At 70.0% G+C, this 19,577-nt stretch carries 22 protein-coding genes; 9 read left to right on the top strand and 13 right to left on the bottom strand.

Annotated elements, in window-relative coordinates; all coding sequences use genetic code 11:
* Nucleotides 1–93: 93 nt before the first annotated feature.
* From Q2K20_RS08940 to Q2K20_RS08925, 4 genes are all read right to left on the bottom strand, one after another.
* The gene (locus Q2K20_RS08940) at nucleotides 94–1,062 is read right to left on the bottom strand and encodes a sigma-70 family RNA polymerase sigma factor (protein WP_096905525.1); all 969 of its coding nucleotides are present in this window, start codon (nucleotides 1,060–1,062) and stop codon (nucleotides 94–96) included.
* Nucleotides 1,063–1,224: 162 nt separating this feature from the next.
* Nucleotides 1,225–1,662: a D-aminoacyl-tRNA deacylase gene (gene dtd / locus Q2K20_RS08935; protein ID WP_069390201.1), complete on the bottom strand. Its 438-nt coding sequence runs from the start codon at nucleotides 1,660–1,662 to the stop codon at nucleotides 1,225–1,227.
* Nucleotides 1,659–3,254, bottom strand: coding sequence for a N5-glutamine methyltransferase family protein (locus tag Q2K20_RS08930; protein WP_119191646.1), 1,596 nt, complete (start codon nucleotides 3,252–3,254; stop codon nucleotides 1,659–1,661). The genes dtd and Q2K20_RS08930 overlap by 4 nt, the downstream gene beginning before the upstream one ends.
* Nucleotides 3,251–3,691: a DUF3099 domain-containing protein gene (locus Q2K20_RS08925; RefSeq protein WP_119191647.1), complete on the bottom strand. Its 441-nt coding sequence runs from the start codon at nucleotides 3,689–3,691 to the stop codon at nucleotides 3,251–3,253. Before Q2K20_RS08925 ends, Q2K20_RS08930 begins: the two co-directional genes overlap by 4 nt.
* Before the next feature lie 58 nt (nucleotides 3,692–3,749).
* Here Q2K20_RS08925 and Q2K20_RS08920 point away from each other — a divergent pair, with 58 nt between their 5' ends.
* Nucleotides 3,750–3,995, top strand: coding sequence for a DUF3039 domain-containing protein (locus Q2K20_RS08920; protein ID WP_017837712.1), 246 nt, complete (start codon nucleotides 3,750–3,752; stop codon nucleotides 3,993–3,995).
* Entirely contained in the window at nucleotides 3,988–5,826 is a 1,839-nt protein-coding gene (locus Q2K20_RS08915) for a DEAD/DEAH box helicase (RefSeq protein WP_067715840.1), read from the top strand. Before Q2K20_RS08920 ends, Q2K20_RS08915 begins: the two co-directional genes overlap by 8 nt.
* 216 nt (nucleotides 5,827–6,042) lie before the next feature.
* Here the strand turns inward: Q2K20_RS08915 and Q2K20_RS08910 are convergent, their stop codons facing one another.
* Nucleotides 6,043–7,389: an RNA polymerase sigma factor gene (locus Q2K20_RS08910; protein ID WP_119191648.1), complete on the bottom strand. Its 1,347-nt coding sequence runs from the start codon at nucleotides 7,387–7,389 to the stop codon at nucleotides 6,043–6,045.
* A gap of 178 nt (nucleotides 7,390–7,567) precedes the next feature.
* The gene (gene ppgK / locus Q2K20_RS08905; protein WP_096905521.1) at nucleotides 7,568–8,422 is read right to left on the bottom strand and encodes a polyphosphate--glucose phosphotransferase; all 855 of its coding nucleotides are present in this window, start codon (nucleotides 8,420–8,422) and stop codon (nucleotides 7,568–7,570) included.
* A gap of 226 nt (nucleotides 8,423–8,648) precedes the next feature.
* Here ppgK and Q2K20_RS08900 point away from each other — a divergent pair, with 226 nt between their 5' ends.
* Nucleotides 8,649–9,524, top strand: a complete 876-nt coding sequence (locus Q2K20_RS08900) for an inositol monophosphatase family protein (RefSeq protein ID WP_390890270.1) — start codon at nucleotides 8,649–8,651, stop codon at nucleotides 9,522–9,524.
* On the opposite strand, the gene cei is transcribed toward Q2K20_RS08900, so the two are convergent.
* Nucleotides 9,514–10,152 carry an envelope integrity protein Cei gene (gene cei, locus Q2K20_RS08895; RefSeq protein ID WP_269504376.1) on the bottom strand — a complete coding sequence of 213 codons (639 nt, stop codon included), beginning with the start codon at nucleotides 10,150–10,152 and terminating at the stop codon, nucleotides 9,514–9,516. The genes Q2K20_RS08900 and cei overlap by 11 nt on opposite strands.
* Nucleotides 10,153–10,355: 203 nt before the next feature.
* Between cei and Q2K20_RS08890 the strand changes: the two genes are divergently transcribed.
* Nucleotides 10,356–10,658: a DUF4193 domain-containing protein gene (locus Q2K20_RS08890; protein ID WP_067715850.1), complete on the top strand. Its 303-nt coding sequence runs from the start codon at nucleotides 10,356–10,358 to the stop codon at nucleotides 10,656–10,658.
* 28 nt (nucleotides 10,659–10,686) lie between these two features.
* Here Q2K20_RS08890 and Q2K20_RS08885 read toward each other — a convergent pair whose 3' ends face one another.
* Nucleotides 10,687–11,193: a DUF3093 domain-containing protein gene (locus Q2K20_RS08885; RefSeq protein ID WP_120283141.1), complete on the bottom strand. Its 507-nt coding sequence runs from the start codon at nucleotides 11,191–11,193 to the stop codon at nucleotides 10,687–10,689.
* A 53-nt stretch (nucleotides 11,194–11,246) separates the two neighbouring features.
* On the opposite strand from Q2K20_RS08885, the gene dut reads away from it, so the two are divergent.
* From dut to Q2K20_RS08865, 4 genes are all read left to right on the top strand, one after another.
* Nucleotides 11,247–11,726, top strand: coding sequence for a dUTP diphosphatase (gene dut, locus Q2K20_RS08880; RefSeq protein ID WP_120283143.1), 480 nt, complete (start codon nucleotides 11,247–11,249; stop codon nucleotides 11,724–11,726).
* Between the two features lie 80 nt (nucleotides 11,727–11,806).
* Nucleotides 11,807–12,706 (top strand): DUF3710 domain-containing protein, encoded by a 900-nt coding sequence (locus Q2K20_RS08875; RefSeq protein WP_132063286.1) that lies wholly within the window; start codon nucleotides 11,807–11,809, stop codon nucleotides 12,704–12,706.
* A 169-nt stretch (nucleotides 12,707–12,875) separates the two neighbouring features.
* Nucleotides 12,876–13,145, top strand: coding sequence for a hypothetical protein (locus Q2K20_RS08870; RefSeq protein WP_227022268.1), 270 nt, complete (start codon nucleotides 12,876–12,878; stop codon nucleotides 13,143–13,145).
* Nucleotides 13,146–13,224: 79 nt separating this feature from the next.
* Nucleotides 13,225–13,860, top strand: a complete 636-nt coding sequence (locus Q2K20_RS08865; RefSeq protein ID WP_069388906.1) for a DUF3159 domain-containing protein — start codon at nucleotides 13,225–13,227, stop codon at nucleotides 13,858–13,860.
* Nucleotides 13,861–13,953: 93 nt separating this feature from the next.
* On the opposite strand, the gene Q2K20_RS08860 is transcribed toward Q2K20_RS08865, so the two are convergent.
* From Q2K20_RS08860 to Q2K20_RS08850, 3 genes are all read right to left on the bottom strand, one after another.
* Nucleotides 13,954–14,913: a hypothetical protein gene (locus tag Q2K20_RS08860; RefSeq protein ID WP_269504384.1), complete on the bottom strand. Its 960-nt coding sequence runs from the start codon at nucleotides 14,911–14,913 to the stop codon at nucleotides 13,954–13,956.
* A gap of 178 nt (nucleotides 14,914–15,091) precedes the next feature.
* Entirely contained in the window at nucleotides 15,092–15,616 is a 525-nt protein-coding gene (locus tag Q2K20_RS08855) for a carboxymuconolactone decarboxylase family protein (protein ID WP_067717410.1), read from the bottom strand.
* A complete protein-coding gene (locus Q2K20_RS08850; RefSeq protein ID WP_067717408.1) occupies nucleotides 15,613–16,209 on the bottom strand; it encodes a peroxiredoxin in 597 nt (198 codons plus the stop codon). The genes Q2K20_RS08855 and Q2K20_RS08850 overlap by 4 nt, the downstream gene beginning before the upstream one ends.
* 152 nt (nucleotides 16,210–16,361) lie before the next feature.
* Here Q2K20_RS08850 and Q2K20_RS08845 point away from each other — a divergent pair, with 152 nt between their 5' ends.
* Nucleotides 16,362–17,297: a hydrogen peroxide-inducible genes activator gene (locus Q2K20_RS08845; protein ID WP_067717406.1), complete on the top strand. Its 936-nt coding sequence runs from the start codon at nucleotides 16,362–16,364 to the stop codon at nucleotides 17,295–17,297.
* A 20-nt stretch (nucleotides 17,298–17,317) separates the two neighbouring features.
* Here the strand turns inward: Q2K20_RS08845 and Q2K20_RS08840 are convergent, their stop codons facing one another.
* On the bottom strand, nucleotides 17,318–18,265 hold the full coding sequence (locus Q2K20_RS08840) for a hypothetical protein (RefSeq protein ID WP_067717404.1): 948 nt from the start codon (nucleotides 18,263–18,265) through the stop codon (nucleotides 17,318–17,320).
* Nucleotides 18,262–19,548 carry a DEAD/DEAH box helicase gene (locus tag Q2K20_RS08835; protein WP_235027775.1) on the bottom strand — a complete coding sequence of 429 codons (1,287 nt, stop codon included), beginning with the start codon at nucleotides 19,546–19,548 and terminating at the stop codon, nucleotides 18,262–18,264. The genes Q2K20_RS08840 and Q2K20_RS08835 overlap by 4 nt, the downstream gene beginning before the upstream one ends.
* Nucleotides 19,549–19,577: the final 29 nt, after the last annotated feature.

The raw sequence follows: 19,577 nt of genomic DNA, 5'->3' as shown, positions 1-19,577 counted from the left end.
GATTGCGACCTCACGGTGTGAAGGGCTCCGGGGAACCCGGCTCGCGTCCGATCGGGCAGCGTCTGATCGTGCGGCGTGCGATCCGGCGTCCGGTCAGACGGCGTAGGAGCGGAGCTTGTCCGCGCGACGGCCCTCGCGGAGCTTGGCCATGACCTCGCGCTCGATCTGGCGGACCCGCTCGCGGGACAGACCGAAGCGCTTGCCGATCTGATCGAGGGTGCGGGGCTGGCCGTCGTCGAGACCGAAACGCAGCGTGATGACCTGCTGCTCGCGCTCCTCGAGGGTGGCCAGGACCGCGCGCACGTCGGAGTGCATCACATTGGTCACCACGGTGTTCTCGGCACTGGTGGCCTCGGCGTCCTCGATGAAGTCACCGAGCGGCGCCTCCTCGTCCGCGCCGACCGGCATGTCGAGGCTCACCGGGTCACGCGAATGGTCCAGCAGCTCCTCGATCTTGTGCGCGGGGATGCCCGACTCCTCGGCGAGTTCCTCGAGGGAGGCCTCACGGCCGAGCTGCTGGTGGAGTTCACGCTTGATCCGGGCGAGCTTGTTGACCTGCTCGACCAGGTGGACCGGCAGACGGATGGTGCGGGATTGATCGGCCATTCCGCGGGTGATCGCCTGACGGATCCACCAGGTGGCATAGGTGGAGAACTTGAAGCCCTTCGCGTAGTCGAACTTCTCCATCGCACGGATCAGGCCCAGGTTGCCCTCCTGGATGAGGTCCAGCAACGGCATGCCGCGGCCCGTGTAGCGCTTGGCCAGCGACACCACCAGGCGCAGGTTGGCCTCCAGCAGATGGGCGCGGGCGGCCTCACCTTCCGCGACGATCGCCTTGAGGTCGGCCTTGCGGACCGGACCCAGACGCTTCTTGGTCTCCAGCACGTGCTTGGCGTAGAGACCGGCCTCGATCCGCTTGGAGAGCTCGACCTCGTCCTCAGCGTTGAGCAGTGCCGTCTTGCCGATCCCGTTGAGGTAGACACGGACGAGGTCAGCGCTCGGGCTCTGGCCGTCCGGCCCCGCCTCCGTCCGACGGTCCGATCGGGTGGTGGCTGACGTCATGTCTCCTCCTCCTGCCTGGCCATGTGACGAGGCCGGCGTTCGGTTGCTGGTGGACGGATCAGGCGCGTGGCCGGGTCACGGTCACGTACCTCTACAACGACGGGGGTACCGGGAATGTTCCCGCGCCGATGATGTCGGTCACGATCCGTCGAGGAAACCCGCTCAGCCCGAGCTGGGGGTCTCCACCAGCAGCGTGAACGGGCCGTCGTTGACCGAATGGACCTGCATCATCGCGCCGAAGACTCCCGTGGCCACCTCGAGGCCGCGTTCGCGCAGACCGTGGACCACGGCGTCCACCACGGGTTCGGCCACCTCGCCCCGAGCCGCTCTCGACCACGACGGCCGCCTGCCCTTCGCGGTCGACCCCATGAGCGTGAACTGGCTGACGACCAGGACGGGGGCGCCCACCTCCGCGGCGCTGCGTTCCTCCCGCAGGATCCGCAGGTCCGAGATCTTGCGGACCATCGTGGCGACGTCGGTCTCGTCGTCGTCGTCCGACACCCCCAACAGGACCAGCAGTCCGGGGCGTGACAGGGCCCCGACGACCTCACCGTCCACCGTCACCGACGCCTCGGTGACCCGGGAGACGACGGCCCTCATCCCGCCGCCCCTGCGGCCACGGCCGCGGCGACCCCCGGGGGCAGGAGGCCTGGCATCCCCGCCGGGACGACGAACCCGTGGAGGAACAGGTCGGCGACCACCCGGCGGACGGGGCCGGCGAGGGCGTCGGGATCCTCCCCGGCACCGACCGCGGCGAGCACCACCAGGTCCTCCAACTGCAGCGCGCCCGTCCGCGCCCCACGCAGGACGCTCGCGGTGAGCGGATCGATCTCGTGGCGCCACCGGGCGCCGGTGACCCGCTCCACCACGACGGTGGACGAACCGGGGGAGCCGACCTCGTCCGGCCCGGCGGGGGCGAGGGATTCGGAGAGGTGGAGGTGGACGTCCGGCGACACTGTGAAGACCGTGGCATCGAGGGCGCGCTCCTGTCCGCCGTGTTGCTCCGCGGCCTCCCGCAGCCACGCCGTGCGCGCGAAGTAGGCCTCCGCCTCGTCACCGAGGCCGTCGCCGAACGGGTGCGTGAGGTCCTCGCACAGGACGGACGACGGCCCGTCGATCCGCCGGAGGTAAACGTAGCCGAACCCGATCCCGGCCACACCCTCCTCGGCGAAGTGGTCCAACCAGGCGTCCGCGGCCCTCGTGGTGGCCTCGTCGCGTGGGTCCATGCCCTCGTCGGTGAGCCAGGTCCACACGTAGAGGCCGGGGTCGGAGACGTCCCGCCGCACGATCCATGCGTCGACGCCCTCGGCCGGCACCCACGACGACACGTGGGCCCGCCAGTCCGAGTCCTCCCGCTCCACCCAGGACGCCAGCAAAACCGCGGTGCCACCGTCGGCCAGATGCTGCGGCGCGCCCGACACGACCGTCCGACTGGCACCGTCGAGCTTCAGGCCGGACTCGCGGTAGGAGTGCCCGGTCTCGGGCGGGCCCACCACGAACGGGGGATTGGCGACGATACGGTCGAACCGGCGCCCCGCCACGGGCTCGAACCACGGACCGTGCAGGAGCTCCGCACGCTGGCCGTTGATCGCCAGGGTGGCGGCCGCCAACTCGAGGCACCGAGGGGTGATATCGGTCCCGGTGACGGTTCGGGCGGACCCCGACGCGTGGACCATCTGGATCCCACACCCGGTGCCGAGATCCAGGACCGACCCGGTGGTGGACGAGGGCGTGACACGCAGCAGCGAGAGCGTCGCCTGCCCGACCCCCAGGACGTGGTCCGGCCGGGTCGTGGTGTGGACCATCGACCCGTCGACGTCCGCGAACACCCAGCGGGTCCCGTGCCCGGTGTCGACCGGACGCAGGTCGATCTCCGCACGCAGGGAGGCACCGTCGTCGATCGCGGTCCACAATCCGGCAGCGACGCCGTCCCGCACGTCGACCCCGGGCAGGGTCGCGGCGACCTCGGAGCGGGGGAGCGGATCGCCCAGGACGAACAGCCGCACCAGGGTCCCGACCCCCCTCGCGTCACGCGCGTGACGGCGGACCGTCGCGGCATCCGATCTGTCCAGGGCCGAGACCGCCTCGGGCCCGAGCTCCCGCTCCAGTCCCTCCACCGTGTAGTCGTGCCGCCGGAACGCCTCGGCCAGCGCGGGCGCGAGTTCGGCGAGGGTCGGGTTCGGGCTGCTCACGTGTCGAGGTCGCTCTCGTCGGCGGACGGGGTGGGATCGGGTGCGGCGTCGGGGGCGCTCGTGTCCCGGGGCGGTGAGTCCGTCCCGGTGAGCCCGGGTGGCAGCGCATACGGGATGTTCGACGACAGGCGACCCGCCGTGTAAGCGCGGGCCTGTCCCTTGGGCAGGGGAGGCCGGTCATTGGCCCCGATGACGGCGATCCACGGGATCGGGATGGACCCCGCCACGATCGCCAGGGCGATCCACGGGTTGTTCCAGAGGGCCAGCGACCCCGCCGCCAGGAAGAGCGCGGGGATCCGGATACTCATCAGCAGGAAGTAGCGCTTCTTCCGGGCCGCCAGCTCGTCGTGGTACGACTCGCGCGCGCCCGTGATGAGAACGGGCCTCGAGGTGTCGTCCCGTTCCCCGGATCGCTGACGGCGGAAGTCGGGTGCCATGGGGCCCAAGGTACTCCGGCGTTGGCGCCGCGACGCCCGGGTGCGGCATCATGAGGGGGTGAGTACCACCCGGACGAAGACACTCGAGCGTCCCGAGGTCACGACGACCGAGGAGACGCAGGACGACGCACCCAAGTTCTTCCACTATGTGGACAAGAGCAAGATCGCCGAGAGCGCGGTCATGGGTTCCTACGTGATCGCCCTGTGCGGTGAGGTCTTCCCGGTCACCCGATCCGCGAAGCCCGGATCGCCGGTGTGCCCGGAGTGCAAGCGCGTCTACGAGACCCTGAAGCCTGGTGAGTGATCCCGGCGCGGTCCCGGGCCCAGACGAACAGACCGCAGAACACTCCACCCCGCCGGCCGGGGGTGCGTCGCTGCGCGCCTGGCAGCGCACCGCGCTGCGCAAGTACCTCATGGCGCGGCCGAAGGACTTCCTCGCCGTGGCGACCCCGGGCGCCGGCAAGACGACGTTCGGCCTGAGAGTCGCCTCCGAACTGCTCGCCGACCGCACGGTCGACGCGATCACCGTGGTGGCCCCCACCGAACACCTCAAGTACCAGTGGGCCGCCTCGGCCGCGCGCGCCGGCATCGCTCTCGACCCCGAGTACTCCAACACCTCGGGCGCGCTCGCCCCGGAATACCACGGCGTGGTGGTGACATACGCCCAGGTGGCCGCGCACCCGTTCAAGCACCGGGAACGCACCGCGTCCAGGCGCACCCTGGTGATCCTCGACGAGATCCACCACGGGGGTGACGCCAAGAGCTGGGGCGACGCGATCCGCGAGGCGTTCGAGGACGCGGAGCGCCGCTTGTCGTTGACCGGCACCCCGTTCCGGTCCGACGACAGTCCCATCCCGTTCGTCACCTACGAGCCCGACGGGCAGGGACACCAGCGCTCCAAGGCCGACCATTCCTACGGCTACGCCGATGCTCTGGCCGACGGCGTCGTCCGCCCCGTGGTCTTCCTCGCCTATTCGGGCGAGGCCCGGTGGCGCAGCAACGCCGGCGAGGAGTTCTCGGCCCGCCTCGGCGAGCCGCTGAGTGCCGACCAGACGTCCCGTGCCTGGCGCGTCGCCCTCGACCCCCACGGTGACTGGATGCCCGCCGTGCTCCAGGCGGCGCACACCCGGCTCCGGCAGATCCGCGCCGGCGGAGTGCCCGACGCCGGCGGTCTGGTGATCGCCACCGACCAGGAGCGCGCCCGCGAGTACGCGGCGCTCCTGACGGAGATCACCGGTACCCCGCCGACCGTCGTCCTCTCCGACGACCCGACCGCCTCGAGTCGGATCGGTACCTTCTCCGACTCCACCGACGAGTGGATGGTCGCGGTCCGGATGGTCTCCGAGGGCGTCGACGTGCCACGACTGAGCGTCGGCGTGTACGCCACCAGTGCCTCGACACCCCTGTACTTCGCGCAGGCGATCGGGCGGTTCGTCCGGTCCCGTCGGCCCGGGGAGACCGCGTCGGTGTTCCTCCCGTCCGTACCCGTGCTGCTGCAACTGGCTTCGCAGATGGAGGCGCAGCGCGACCACGTCCTGGGCAAGCCCCACCGGGAGGAGGGGCTGGAGGACCAGCTGCTCGCCCAGGCGAACCAGCAGCAGGACGAGAACACCGAGGACGACGAGGACCGCGGTTACATCTCCCTCGGCGCCGACGCAGAGCTCGACCAGATCGTGTACGAGGGCTCGTCCTACGGCACGGCCACATTCGCCGGCAGCGAGGAGGAGGCCGACTACATCGGGCTCCCCGGGCTGTTGGGCGCCGACGATGTCAAAGCCCTGCTGCGGCAGCGCGAGAAGGAACAGATCAAGCGCACGTCCGCCCAGTCCGCCTCCGGGGCGGGGTCGGTCGCGGTCGTGGGCGCCGACCCGGCGGTGTCCGGGGCGACCATCCCCGGCAACGCCGCCGGACCCGGCGCGCACGCCGGCGCGGCCGCGGAGCGGGTCGCCTCCGCCGCCGAGCTCAAGGACCTGCGGCGTCAGCTCAACACCCTCGTGTCGGTGTACTCGGGTCGCCTGGGCAAGTCGCACGGGGCGATCCACACGCAGCTCCGCAATGCGTGCGGCGGCCCGCCCGTGCCGATGGCCTCCGCCGAGCAGATCCGCGAGAGGATCACCCTCCTGCGGAGCTGGTGACCGGCGGCGTGGGGTAGGCCCCGAGCGCAGGATACGCAAGAGAACGCCCCGGCCGCACTGGCCGGGGCGTTCTTGTCGGACGGGAGCTCAGGTGCCGTTCGTCGTCTCTCCCAGGCTGATGCCGGAGATCGTATGCCCCCGTCCCTCCCGGGTGTCCCGGACACGCCGCGGCCCCGTCGGGCGAGCACAACGGGGCCGGAGAATGCGTGAAAGGGCTCAGTCCAGGTAGTCGCGCAGCACCTGGGACCGCGACGGGTGGCGCAGCTTCGACATCGTCTTGGACTCGATCTGCCGGATCCGCTCGCGTGTGACCCCGTAGACCTGCCCGATCTCGTCGAGGGTGCGCGGCAGCCCGTCGGTGAGGCCGAAGCGCAGCCGCACCACGCCCGCCTCACGCTCGGACAGCGTGTCGAGGACGGAACGGAGCTGGTCCTGCAGGAGTGTGAAGCTCACGGCGTCCACGGCCACCACGGCCTCGGAGTCCTCGATGAAGTCACCGAGCTGCGAGTCGCCCTCGTCGCCGATGGTCTGGTCGAGCGAGATCGGCTCCCGGGCGTACTGCTGGATCTCCAGCACCTTCTCCGGCGTGATGTCCATCTCCTTGGCGAGCTCCTCGGGGGTGGGTTCGCGGCCCAGGTCCTGGAGCAGCTCACGCTGGATACGCCCGAGCTTGTTGATGACCTCGACCATGTGCACCGGGATACGGATGGTGCGGGCCTGGTCGGCCATCGCGCGGGTGATGGCCTGCCGGATCCACCAGGTGGCGTAGGTCGAGAACTTGTAGCCCTTGGTGTAGTCGAACTTCTCGACCGCGCGGATCAGACCGAGGTTGCCCTCCTGGATGAGGTCCAGGAACGCCATGCCGCGGCCGGTGTAGCGCTTGGCCAGCGAGACGACGAGTCGCAGGTTGGCCTCGAGCAGGTGGTTCTTGGCGCGGACGCCGTCGCGCTCGATCCATCGGTAATCACGCTTCTGCGCGGTGGTGAGCTTCTCCCCGCGCTCGGCGACCTGCGCCTGGAACCAGGTGGCGTACAGGCCGGCCTCGATGCGCTTGGCCAGCTCGACCTCCTCCTCGGCGTTGAGGAGGGCGACCTTGCCGATCTGCTTGAGGTACGCGCGTACGGAGTCGGCGGAGGCGGTCAGCTCGGCGTCCTTGCGCGCCTGGCGCAGGGCCTCCGACTCGTCCTCGTCCCAGACGAAATCGCCCGACGCCTTGTCCTTGGCGGTGGGCTCTTCCTTGGTCTCCTCGTCCGCTTCGACGTCCTCGACGTCGACCTCGACGTCCTCCAGCTCGGAGGTGTCCGGCTCGGCCTCGGGAGCATCGGTCGGCTCTTCGTCGACCTGGTCGCCGTCGACGCCCTCGGGCTTCGTCGGGGCGGCGGTCTTCTTGGCGGCCGCCTTCTTCGCCGGGGCCTTCTTGGCGGCGGTCTTCTTGGCCGCCGTCTTCTTCGCGGGCGCCTTGCGCGCGGCGGTCTTCTTGGCGGGGGCCTCGCCAGCGACCTCGCTGTCCAACGGATCGCCGCTCGCCGCGGAATCCGAACTGGTGGTCTTCGTGGCTGCCACAAACGCCCCTTCACAACCGGTTACTTGATCGGAATCGGGGATCGATGCCGCCTTCTGCAGACACTCGAGCCGTCCGCCTTGCGGTACCGGGCCCGTCCCCGGCCGGTACGTGTTCCCGGCGTGGGCCATTGTAACGAGATTCTGGTCGGGGGGTCGCATCCGGCGGGGTTGGTCCGCGTCAGTCCTCGTCGTCTGGTAGTGCCCCGCCGAGGTCGAGAACGCCCGAATGGCCGGCCGCGTACAGCGCTGCGCCGATGATCCCGGCGTCGCCGCGCCGGACCGCGGCCCGCACCGGGGTCCGGTTCTCGAGGAGAGGGAACCACTCGTCGGCGACCTCGCTGACCCCGCCGCCCAGGACGAAGGCGCGGGGCCACAGGAGGTCCTCGATCGAGCGCAGCACGTTGGACACGTGGGGGGCCCATTCGGCGAAGCTCAGGCCGTCGCGGGACCGGACCGCGGCGGAGGCCAGGTGCTCGGCCTCGTCGAATCCGCGTCCGGCGATGTCCTCGACGATCACGTGACCGAACTCGGAGTTCGGCAGCAGTCTCCCGTCGAGCAGGAGGGCGGAGCCGATGCCCGTACCGAAGGTCAGGAGGATCACCAGCCCGTCGATTCCCTCGCCGGCGCCGTAGTGCACCTCGGTGAGGCCGGCGGCGTCGGCATCGTTGAGCATGAGCACGGTGCGGCCGGGGAGATGCCGGTCGAACAGCTCCGCCACGTCGCACCCGATCCACGATTTGTCGATGTTGTGGGCGATCCGCGCCACCCCCTCGTGGATGACGCTGGGCAGGGCGACCCCGACCGGGCCCGTCCATTCGAACTCCTCGGTCATCTCGCGGATGGTCTGCGCGATCGCGTCGGGCGTGGCGGGCTGGGGGGTGCCCCGCACGACTCTGTCCCCGATGAGTTCGCCGCGTGCGAGGTCGACGAGCCCCACTTTGATCCCGGTGCCGCCCACATCGACGCCGAGGCCTGTGGGAGTGCCCGGGGTGCCCGGTGGGAGGTCGGTCGCTGCGGGGGTGGGGACGGACATGTCGGGCTCCTGGGTGGCGGGACGTACACGGGCGCGGCGTGGGTCGTCGGGCGCCCGCGTCGTCGGGGCACGATGGGCGTGGGGCGCCCGCCAGGGTATCCGTCGGTCGCGCCGCCGGGCGGGATCATCGCCGGAGGGGCACCGGGTGACGACAGTGGGTGAGGACGATGTGGGATACGAACATGTGGGATACGACCATGTGGGATACGACGACGAGGAGACGCACATGACGGGGCGGGGGACAGACGCGGCGGTCGGCCGACCGGGCCCGGAGTTCATCGACGACTTGCTGGCCCTCGCGCTGCGGTTCGCCTCTTCCGGCGGTGACGTGGCGCGGCGAATGCTGGCCGAGTTCGACACGTCTGGTCTGGACTCGCGCTCCAAGACCTCGGCCACGGATCCGGTGACCGTCATCGACACCTCGGTGGAGCAGAATCTGCGCGGGGAGATCGAGTCCAGCCGTCCGGGTGACCGGGTGCTGGGCGAGGAGGGCGGCGAGGAGTCCGGTTCGGCCGACGCCCCGGGTGGCCGGGGAAGCGTGCGCTGGATCGTCGACCCGGTCGACGGGACCGTCAACCTGCTCTATGGCATCCCGTTCACGGCGGTCTCGGTGGCCGCGGAGGTGGACGGCGTCGTGGTGGCGGGGGCGGTGCACAACATCGTCACCCGTGAGACGTGGTCGGCAGGCCTCGGCCGCGGGGCGACCCTGCGGGAGGCCGACGGCACGTCGAGGGCGCTGCGGACCTCGGCGTGCGTGGACCTGTCCCTGTCACTGGTCGGTACCGGCTTCTCCTACGACGCCGGGATCCGGGCCGAGCAGGGTCGGGTGGTCGCGGGCCTGCTGCCGCGCGTACGGGACATCCGGAGGTGTGGGTCGGCGGCACTGGATCTGTGCATGGTCGCCGGTGGCCGGCTGGATGCCTACTACGAGCGCGGGTTGAAGCCGTGGGACTACGCTGCCGGGGCCCTCGTCGCGGGCGAAGCCGGTGCGATGGTAACCGTGTCGGACGACCCCGCGGTGCCGACGACCGCTGCATCGCCCGGCGTGGCGGAGGACTTCCTCGGTGCGCTCGACCACCTGTCGGCCGGGGTCAACAGCTGACCATGCGGGCCGCGTCGAGTTCGGCGGAGATGGGCTGACGCCCGACCTCGAGTTCGTCGAGTGCCCCCACCGCCTCCGTCGAGTCGGACAACCGCGAGAAGATCGTGCCCAGTGCGAGGTCGACCGTGTTGTCCTCACGGCCGTCCCTCACCAGTTGCATGCACGGCGCCGCGAGCGAGAGTGACCGCGCGGCCGCCTGCCCCGCGTCGCCGTAGCGGATCTGTCCGTGGCACTCGAGGGCCTGCCCGTAGATCGGGTCGTTGCCGATGGCGTTCGAGCCGGCGGGCTGGAATCCGCGTTCGGCGAGTTGAGCGGCCACCGCTCCGGCCTGGCCGCTCTGCCCGTTCGCGTTCAGCACGCGGACGCGGGTCTCGTCCAGTAGTGCCGGCTCGACCCCGTCGAGGGCGTCCGCGGGCTGGTCACGGAGGCCCGCGTCCTCGGCCGCGGGGGGTACCGGACACGCCGCGGCCTGTGTGGCGGCGTCATTTCCCCGCAGTGCGGTGGCCCAGACGAGTGCTCCCAGCACCAGCGCCACCACCACGAACAGGACGTAGGCGGAACGCAGACGGTGTATCCCCCGGGTGGGGGTCGGACTCGGTGTCGCCTGGGTGCTGAGGTGGACGACCATGAGGTCCTTTCCTGCAGGTGGACGGAGTGAGAGCCCCTCCGGGCCCTGACCCATCACTGTAAACGCCCGGCGTCTGTCGGCCCGGTCGCCGCACTGACGGATGCCGCGGATGAAAATGGCGGGTAATTCCGTTACTATGCGTGCGCTGGTCAGTCCGTGACCGGCCCGCGCGCCCCCCACTCAGACCCGCAGAAATGAGACTCATGGCAACCGACTACGACGCCCCCCGCCGGACCGAGGCAGACGAGCTCACCGGTGATTCGCTGGAGGAGCTGAAGGCCCGGCGTGCAGAGGGAGCGACCGGCGAGGTCGACGTGGACGAGACGGACACCGCCGAGTCCTACGAACTGCCCGGCGCCGACCTGTCCGGTGAAGAGCTCACGGTGCGGGTCGTGCCGGAGCAGGACAACGAGTTCACCTGTGGCGAGTGCTTCCTGGTCCATCACCGCAGCCGTTTCGCGGAGGAGCGGGACGGCATGCCGATCTGTGTGGACTGCGCAGGCTGAACCGTCACCGCGCGGCGGGCGTGACCGATCAGCTGTAGTGGTTGTCCGGTAACGCCGCCGCGAGCCCTTCGGGGTCACGCGTGCTGATGAGCCAGTACGGTGTGGGATCCATCGGGTCGTCGAGGACCACGATGACCATCGTGGGAATGTACCCCCGGTGGACGACGAACGCCTCGGGGTCGAGTTGGCGCCCCATCGCGGCCTGCTTGGCGGTGGCGGGCACCACGGCGCTGCGGGCGATGGCGTCGAACGGCAGGCGGGCCTGCCCCGCGTAGAGGGTGCCCCCTCCCTGTCCATCGGACTCGACCTCGATCTTCACGCGTCCGACCGAGATGAACAGCCAGGCGAGCAGCGCGGGGACGACGACCGCCAGTAGCCACAGCCACCACCTGGCGTCGAGCACGATCGCCTGGGCGACCACCACGAAGGTGACCACGGCGAGTACGGCCCACCACCATGCCGGGACCCGGAGAGTTTCGGAGTGGACCGGACGCGGAGTGCGATCGGGGGGCGGGCGGAGATCTTCTTCGGTCACGACATCAAGACTATCGAGCAACCGGGCCGGGCCCGGCAGGAGGGCGAGAGGCCATGAGCGATCCGGACGACGAGAACGGCACCGGCGGGGTGCTACGGGTACGCCGTCTGGACCGTGGGCTTCCCCTTCCGGTCCGGGCACACGCCACGGATGCGGGAATCGATCTGCACGCCGCGCACGACTGTGAGCTGGCGCCGGGGCACCGGGCCCTGGTGGGCACGGGGGTGGCGGTGGCGGTCCCCGCGGGCTACGTGGGCCTGGTCCATCCGCGGTCCGGCCTCGCGGCACGGGCGGGTCTGTCGATCGTCAACGCCCCGGGGACGGTCGACGCCGGCTACCGGGGGGAGATCAAGGTCAACCTCGTCAACCTGGACCCCACGGAGCCGGTCCGTATCGGACGTGGTGACCGCATCGCCCAGTTCCTGGTCCAGCGCGTCGAACTGTGGGATGTGGTGGAGGTCGACGAGCTCGGCGAGACCGACCGGGGTGAGGGCGGCCACGGGTCGACGGGCGGGCACCACCGCCTGACCTGACCGGCGTCCACCTCGTTGGGTAGCGTCGACCCGAGACGGTCCCGTTCGGGGCCGGGTCGCACGGGGAGAGGATTTCCACCATGTTCGGACGAAAGAAGCCGGTGACCGGGGCCCGCGACGCCACCACGGCCACCGAGCAGGAGTCGCAGCCCCCCTCCACGACGGGGCCTCATGACCGCTCGTCCGTCGGTGACGTGCCCGGGTACTACACCTCGCTCGGCTACGGCCACATCGATCTCGGTTCGCTGGTCATCGGAGTTCCCAAGGGACGTGACCTGAACGTCGCACTGGACCCCAACGGTCAGCCCGAGTTCCATGTGGTCACCCAGGTCTCGCGGGTCATCCCACGCGCGTTCGCCGCGCCCAAGTCCGCGGGTCAGTGGCGGACGATGGTGACGGGAATGCGCGAGCAGCTCGAGCAACAGGGTGCGGACGTCTCCGTCGAGGACGGGCCGTGGGGGCGTGAACTGGTGGCGGTGATGCCGGGAGCCGTTTTCCGCGCGATCGGGGTCGACGGCCACCGTTGGACCGCCGAGGTGCGGATCATGGCCACCCCCGAGCTGGCGGACCAGGCTGCGGAGGAGGGCCGCGAGGTCTTCCAGCACCTGCTCATCCATCGCGGGGACGGCCCCATGCCGGTTCGTGAGCAGCTACCGCTCACCATTCCGGACGAGATCCAACAAGCACTGACGCAGGCGCAGTCCCAGCTGGCCGCGCAGCAGCAGGCACAGGCGTACCAGCAGCAGATGGCGGCAGGCCAGACCGGCCAGCCCGGCAGTGCCGGCCAGACGCGCCAGCCAGGCCCTGCCGGCCAGACTCAGGCCCAGTCGCCGGCATCGCAGGAGGCTCGGGCATCCCGGAACCCCCAGGCGCAGCCTGCCGCTCCCGCGGCGTCGCCCGCGCCGGACAGTGCCCCCAGGGCGCCGCGGAGAGACGGTAGCGCGATGGACAGGCTCCGTGACGGGGACGACGACCTGTGAGGTTTCCCGACCAGCGAGCGGGGGGGTGACCGTGCCGTTCCCCCGAACGCTCCGGGCATTGACCGCCCGGCTCACCGATCCGGTGGAAATGCTCGACGCGGCTGACCTCGCCGGCCGGGTGCACCGTACCGGATGCTCGCATGTCGCGACTGTGTCGCGTGGGGATCACGTGACCCTGACGGGGCGTGTCCGCACCGTCCTGACGTGTGGGGGAGAGGACTTCCTCGGTCTCACCGCCGAGGTCTTCGACGGCACGGGCGCGGTCGAGGTGTGTTGGCTCGGGCGACGCACCGTTCCGGGCATCGACACCGGCCGGTGCCTCCGTGTCACCGGACGGGTCGGCGTCCGGCACGGACACAAGATCATGTTCAACCCGCGTTATGAGCTACTGGACGAGCAGCCCCGCACCGCCGTGGAGGAGTCGCGTGACCGAGTCTGAACGGGCGACCCCGCAGAAGACCGGTGCGACGCGCCGGAAATCGTCCTTCGGGGACCCCGACGCGTCCCTGATCGATCAGATGGGCGGGATCCGGGGGCTGGTGTACTCGTCGATCCCGATTCTCACGTTCGTCCCCCTCAACGGGATCTGGGGGCTGACCGCCGCGATCTGGGGTGCGCTGGGCGTCGCCGTGGCGATGTTGGCGTGGTCGCTGGGGCGTCGCGAGAACCCGCAGCCCGCGATCTCGGGTTTCATCGGTGTCGCCATCTGCGTCTTCATCGCCTGGCGGACCGGCGACGCCAAGGGTTATTTCCTCTACGGGATCATCACCCAGGCCGTGTACGGCGCGGCGTTCGCGATCTCCGCGCTCGTCCGCTGGCCTCTGGTCGGAGTGATCTGGGGATTCCTCGACGGCAGGGGGATGGCCTGGCGCCGGATTCCGGCGGCCCGGCGGTGGTATACGGTCGCGACGTCGTTCTGGGCCGGACTGTTCGCCATCCGAGCCGTCCTGCAATACGCGCTGTACCTCAATGACGAGGTCACCTGGCTCGGTGCCGCGCGCATCGGCATGGGATGGCCGTTGGCACTCGTGGCCTTCCTGGGAACCGTCTGGGCGGTCCGACGGGCCTCGACGCACGAGAAGGAGATGCTGCACGAGGCTGACGCTGACGCCGGGGCCCCGGCGTCACCCGAGGACGAGACCGGCGGCGCCTGACGCTCCGCTCCGCGGGACGGGACAGCCCCGGCGACCGGATGGTCGTCGGGGCTGTCCGGTTGCTTCGCGAGCGATGGACGACGTCGGCGGGGGTCAGACCGCCGCGGTCGCGGCGCGGGAGAAGTCGCTCGGCCCGGTGATCGCCCGGTAGGCGTAGACCGAGGCGAGTGTGGTGACCGGAATCGCCACGAACAGGCCGACGAGCAGTGCCAGCGCGCCCACCACGAGGATGAGGACGTTGAGGAGGGCGAGTGCGACGAGGTTGCCGGCGTCCGACTTGATCGCGTTGAAGCTCGAGACGATCGCGTCGGTGGCGGTCATGTTGCGGTCGACGACGAAGTACTGCGTCCAGTACAGGAAGAACGCCACGACGAACGCGCCGATGATGAAGCCGATGAGCCCGACGAACGTCGCGATCCCGACGAGGATCGCCGCGACGACAAACCAGCCGAAGTTGTGCAGTTTGAAGAAGTCGCCGATAGCGGGCCTGTGTCCGTCCACCTCGAGCAGGGCGCCGCGCAGGATGAACGCCTGGAACAGCAGTCCGACGACGAAGGAGATGATCTGGGCCGAGAACACCACCCCGAGAGACTCGGAGTTCGCGAGCTGCCCCGCGATACTGCCGACCACCACGCTCGCCAGGGTGATGAGAACCCAGGGCAGCGGGTTGTTCTTGAACAGCTGCCAACCGGCACTGACCGCGTCGGTCGCGGACACCTTGCCCTTCATGACCGGGCCGCCGCCCGGACCGCTCTGCCCGTACGCACCGCCGTAGGCGGGATCGCCGAAGGACTGGTGGCCATAATTCTGCTGCCCGTAACCCTGCTGTCCGTATCCCTGGCCGGGGTAGGGCTCGTGACCTTGACCCTGACCGGGGTAGGGCTCCTGACCGTAACCCTGCCCCGGGTAGGGTTCCTGACCCTGCGTCGGGCCGTAATTCTGGTTCCCGTGGCCCTGTTCCCCGTAACCCCGGCCCCAGTTCGGCTCGCCCGGGCCGGAGTTGGACGGATCGTTCGGGAAGCCGTCCCCTGACGGGGTACCTCCGGTAGTCATGACGTCTCCAGATCGCTAGGTGCGCCGCGAAGGATTTCCCCGGCTCTACATACGAACCTAGTGCCGGGGAGTGTTTTGCGGGAGGGGCAACTCGCCGCGCGCCCGCAACCGGAAGAGACGACAGGGCCCCGCTGACGCGCGGTCAGCGGGGCCCGTGTTCACCGGGGGAGGGTGAGGATCAGATGTTTGCGTCGATCTCGACGGCCTGTGCGACGCCGGCGACGGTGCCGGCGATCTTCACCGCCTCCCAGGCCTGCTCCTTGGTGATGCCCTCCTTGCGGATGACGGCATCGTGAGCGGCAGTACAGTTCTCGCAGCCGTTGATCGTGGAGACGGCCATCGACCACAGCTCGAAGTCGGCCTTCTCCACGCCCGGGTTGGCGATGATGTTCATCCGCAGGCCCATGCGGACCTGGGTGTAGTCATCGCCCAGGAACTCCTTGGCGCGGTAGGCCACGTTGTTCATCCCCATGATCGAGGCGGCGCCGAGGGCGGCGTTGAACGCCTCGTCCGACAGGTGCTGGCGGGCCTCGTCCGCGATCTCTGACAGGACGGTCGCCGACTTGGTCGCAGCGGCGGTGGCGAGGAACGTCCCCCAGAGCTGCTGCTGGTTCAGCTCGGTGGATCGCGCGAGCGAACCCAGGTTCAGCTTGAGATCCTTGGCGAACTCGGGGAGTCCGGACTTCAGGTTCTCAATGCTCACTTGATGCCCTCCTGCAGCATGTCCATCTTGTTGATGTTCTTCGTCGGGTCGTTCTTCTGCCAGTTGCAGGCGCAGACCTCGGACGACTGGAGGGCGTCGAGGACGCGGAGAACCTCGTCCACGTTGCGGCCGACAGCGTCCGGGGTGACCGAGACGAACTGGATGACGTTGTCCGGGTCGACGATGAAGGTGGCACGATCTGCGACACCGTCGGCGTTCTCCACGCCGAGAGCGCGGATGAGCTCGTGCTTGATGTCCGACAGCAGCGGGAACGGCACGGTCTTGAGCTCGTCGTTGGTCGCACGCCAGTTGAAGTGCGCGAACTCGTTGTCGATGGAGCCGCCGAGGATCTGCGTGTCGCGGTCCTGGAAGTCCTCGTCGAGCTTGCCGAACGCGGCGATCTCCGTGGGGCAGACGAAGGTGAAGTCCTTCGGGTAGAAGAAGATCACGCGCCACTTGCCCTCGTAGGACTGGTTGGTGACGGTCTCGAAGTAGTCCTCCGGCTGCTGGGCATTGACCGCCTGCAGGTCACCGCCCTTGAGTGCGGTGAGTTCGAAGTCGGGGAACTGGTCGCCGATGGTGAGAATAGCCATGTGATCCTCCTGAGGATGTGCCTGTGTCGGACGGACGAACCCGACTATGCCCCACTTCCTATGAGAGGTAAAGTCGATGAGAGGTAGATCACTCATAGGGTTGTGCAAATAATCATCGACTTCTGGTTATCGCCGGGCATAGACTCATCGACATGGCCGATCATCGGTTCGTTCCGAGTCTCATGCAGCTCCGGGTGTTCCTCGCGGTGGCGGAGCGGCTGCACTTTCGTAGCGCCGCGGAGGACCTCGGCATGAGCCAGCCCTCGCTGTCCCAGGCCCTGGCGACGCTGGAGGACGGGCTCGGTCTCCACCTGGTCGAGCGCAGCACCCGCTCCGTCCTCGTCACCCCCGCGGGTCACCGGCTCCTGCCGTACGCCCGGGCCGCGGTGACCGCGATGGACGCGGTGGCGGACGCGGCGGCGGGAAGCGACGGGCCGTTGTTCGGCTCGCTGCGCATCGGGGTCATCCCGACGGTGGCTCCCTATCTCTTGCCCGGGCTGCTGCCCGCACTGGGGGAGCGGTTCCCGGACCTGCGACCGAGGGTCGTCGAGGATCAGACGGCCAGGCTCCTGGACGGACTCCGGAGCGGCGTGATCGACCTGGCGATCATGGCCGTCCCCACGGACGCTGTGGGGGTGGCCGCCACGCCGCTGTACAGCGAGCCCTTCGCGCTCCTCGTGCCCGCGGATCACGAACTCGCGGGCAGAGAGGGGTTGCCCTTGGAGATCCTCGTCGACCAACCGCTGTTGATGCTCGACGAGGGGCACTGTCTGCGCGAACAGACGGTGGAACTGTGCCGCCGGGTGTCCGCCCCCGTGTTGGGCAGAGGGGAGTCCCGAGCCGCATCGCTGACCACCGCGGTTCGGTGTGTGGCGGGTGGTCTGGGCGTGACGCTCGTCCCCGAGTCCGCGGTCGGTCCCGAGACCCGGGATCCGGGGATCGCGGTCGCGAGGTTCGCTGATCCCGTCCCGGGCCGCACGATCGGATTGGTACTGCGCAGCGCCACCGCGGGAGCGGAAGCCTACGGCGAGTTCGGCAGAGTCGTCGCCGAGGTGGCCGTAGACCAGTTCGACGCGGCCCCGGTGTGACGAGTCCTCAGCTCACGTCCTCAGGTCACTAGATCGCCCACGGGGGACGCCAGGTCCTCCAGTGTGTCGACGGCGGCGAGGAATCTCGACCTGAGGCGCTGTGTGCGCTCCGTCCACTTCTTCTGGAACGCGACGAACTCGGCCCGACCCTCGCTGGTCTCCACCCGGATCGGTCGGAGCCCCCAGGAGGACAGATCGTAGGGGGAGGACCGCATGTCCACCTCCCGCGCGTCGAATGCCGCCGCGAGGGAGTCCAAGAGTAGTTCCCCCGGTGCTCCCGCCTCCACCGTCGCGGTGTGGGCGTAGATGTCCATTCCGGCGTGGAGACAGGCAGGCTGCTCCAGTCGGAGTTGGTCGTCCCGGGTCAGCGAATCCTGGTTTCGGGGGACGGCGGCATCGGTGAAGAAGCGGAAAGCGTCGAAGTGCGTGCACCGCAGGCGGGAACCTCGGACGACCTCGTCGATCCGCTCGTGTGGGAGCCGCAGGGGTACCCGGCCGTGCCGGACGTCCCCCTGTCCGGTCTCGTACAGCATCGCCCATTCGTGCAGACCGAAGCATCCGGTGGCGCCCCGGCGGGACGCGGTGGACGCGATCACGTCACGTGCCCGTGTGATCCTGCCGCCGGCGCGTCGCCACACCGAGGGTGCGTCGACCACGAGCCCCTCCCGGCCGGCCACACTCTCCCGGCGGTAGTGGCGCCAGTCCTGACGTTCGGTCAGGTGGGCGCTCTCCAGTAGGACACCCGGGCCCGGGTGCCACCGTCGGACGGTGGCGACGCTGGTGCGGTAGTAGGTGAAGAGGAAGTCGACGACCGGGTGTTGCTCGCCCCTGCGACGACGCTCCAGGTGGTCGGTGGTGAGACGGTCGACCCTGTCGTGGTGTCGCTGTTCGCGAAGGCGCCAGAGTTCTTCGGGAACGACGACCGGGGCACCGTCCCGATGACGGTCCCGTCGACGCGCGGAGGTCACGAGCGCTTCTTCCGTTTGGGGCGGTGAACCCGGGACTGCGTCGGACGTCGGGGTTGCGAGGGGCGGCGGGACCGCTCCGGCGGTGCGGGTGCCCTGCGGGCACGTGGCAGGACGATCTCCGGGCCGAACAGCGCGTCGATGACCCGCTCCGTGTCGGACCGGGAGGTGTCGACGATCTCGACCGTCATACCGGCCGAACGTGCCTGGTCGGCGACCTTGGCGACCTCGAAGGGACGGAGAACCGCGGCGACGACGCCGGCCCGGGCGTCGCCTCGACCGGTTCTCCCGGAGCGGTGGACGAGGTCGTCCATCGAGTGCGGTGGGCCCACGTGCACCACGTGTCCGATGCTGTCGATGTCGAGGCCCCGCCCCGCCAGGTCGGTGCTCACCAGGACCCTCACCGCTCCCGATGCCAGATCGGCGAACGCGGCCGCCCGGCGGGTGGGGGAGGCGGACCCCGCGACCCCGGCAGCGGTGACGCCGGTGTCGGCGATTGCCGAACGCAGGGGCTCCACGGCGTCCCGTCTGGGGACGAAGAACAGGCCACGGGTGCACCGTGCCGCCAGGCGGACCACCAGACGGTCCGGGTCCGGGGTCGAGAGCACCACCAGTCGACGAGGTGCCCCGGCCGCCTCGGAGTCGCCGCGGGTGGGGGCCGACGACGGGAGCGGTGAGTGCTCCACGCGGTGCACCCGGAGTCCCGGGCGTGTGCGTTCCAGAATCGACTCGATGTCGTCGTCGGCCGTGGCGGTGGTCGCCACGAGGCCCGCGCCGACGCAGTCGGCGAGAAGGGCCTCTGTCTGCTCGGCGAAGGACGGACCCAGCAGTTGATCGGCTTCGTCGAGCACCACCAGGTCCACACCGTCCAGGGACAGGGCCGAGGCGCGCACCAGGTCGGCGAGACGCCCGGGGGTCCCGACGGCCACGTCGACCGGAGCTATGAGCGCGCGCCGGTCCCGTTTGAGGGGTTGTCCCCCGACGAACGAGGCGATCTTCAGCCCGGCGCCCGCGCCCACCGCGGCGAGGACCTCGGCGTTCTGCTCGGCCAGTTCGCGAGTGGGGGCGACGACCAGGGCGCGGGGCCGGCCGGTCAGGCTCGGCGACCCGGCGAGGCGGTGGGCCACCGCGATGGCGAACACCAACGTCTTGCCCGATCCGGTGGGGGCGACGGCCAGGAGGTTCGCGCCCCCGACGGCATCCGCGAGGGCGGCGGCCTGGATCGGGGTGGGCGTCCCCGGAACCAGACCCGACACGGCGTGCCGGATCGGGACCGCGACTCCCAACTCCTCGAGCAGGCGGCCCAGTTCCCCGG

This window comes from Dietzia sp. IN118, assembly GCF_032905965.1.
GTDB classification, from domain to species: Bacteria; Actinomycetota; Actinomycetes; order Mycobacteriales; family Mycobacteriaceae; genus Dietzia; species Dietzia kunjamensis.
This window is presented reverse-complemented; position numbering and strand designations above follow the sequence as displayed.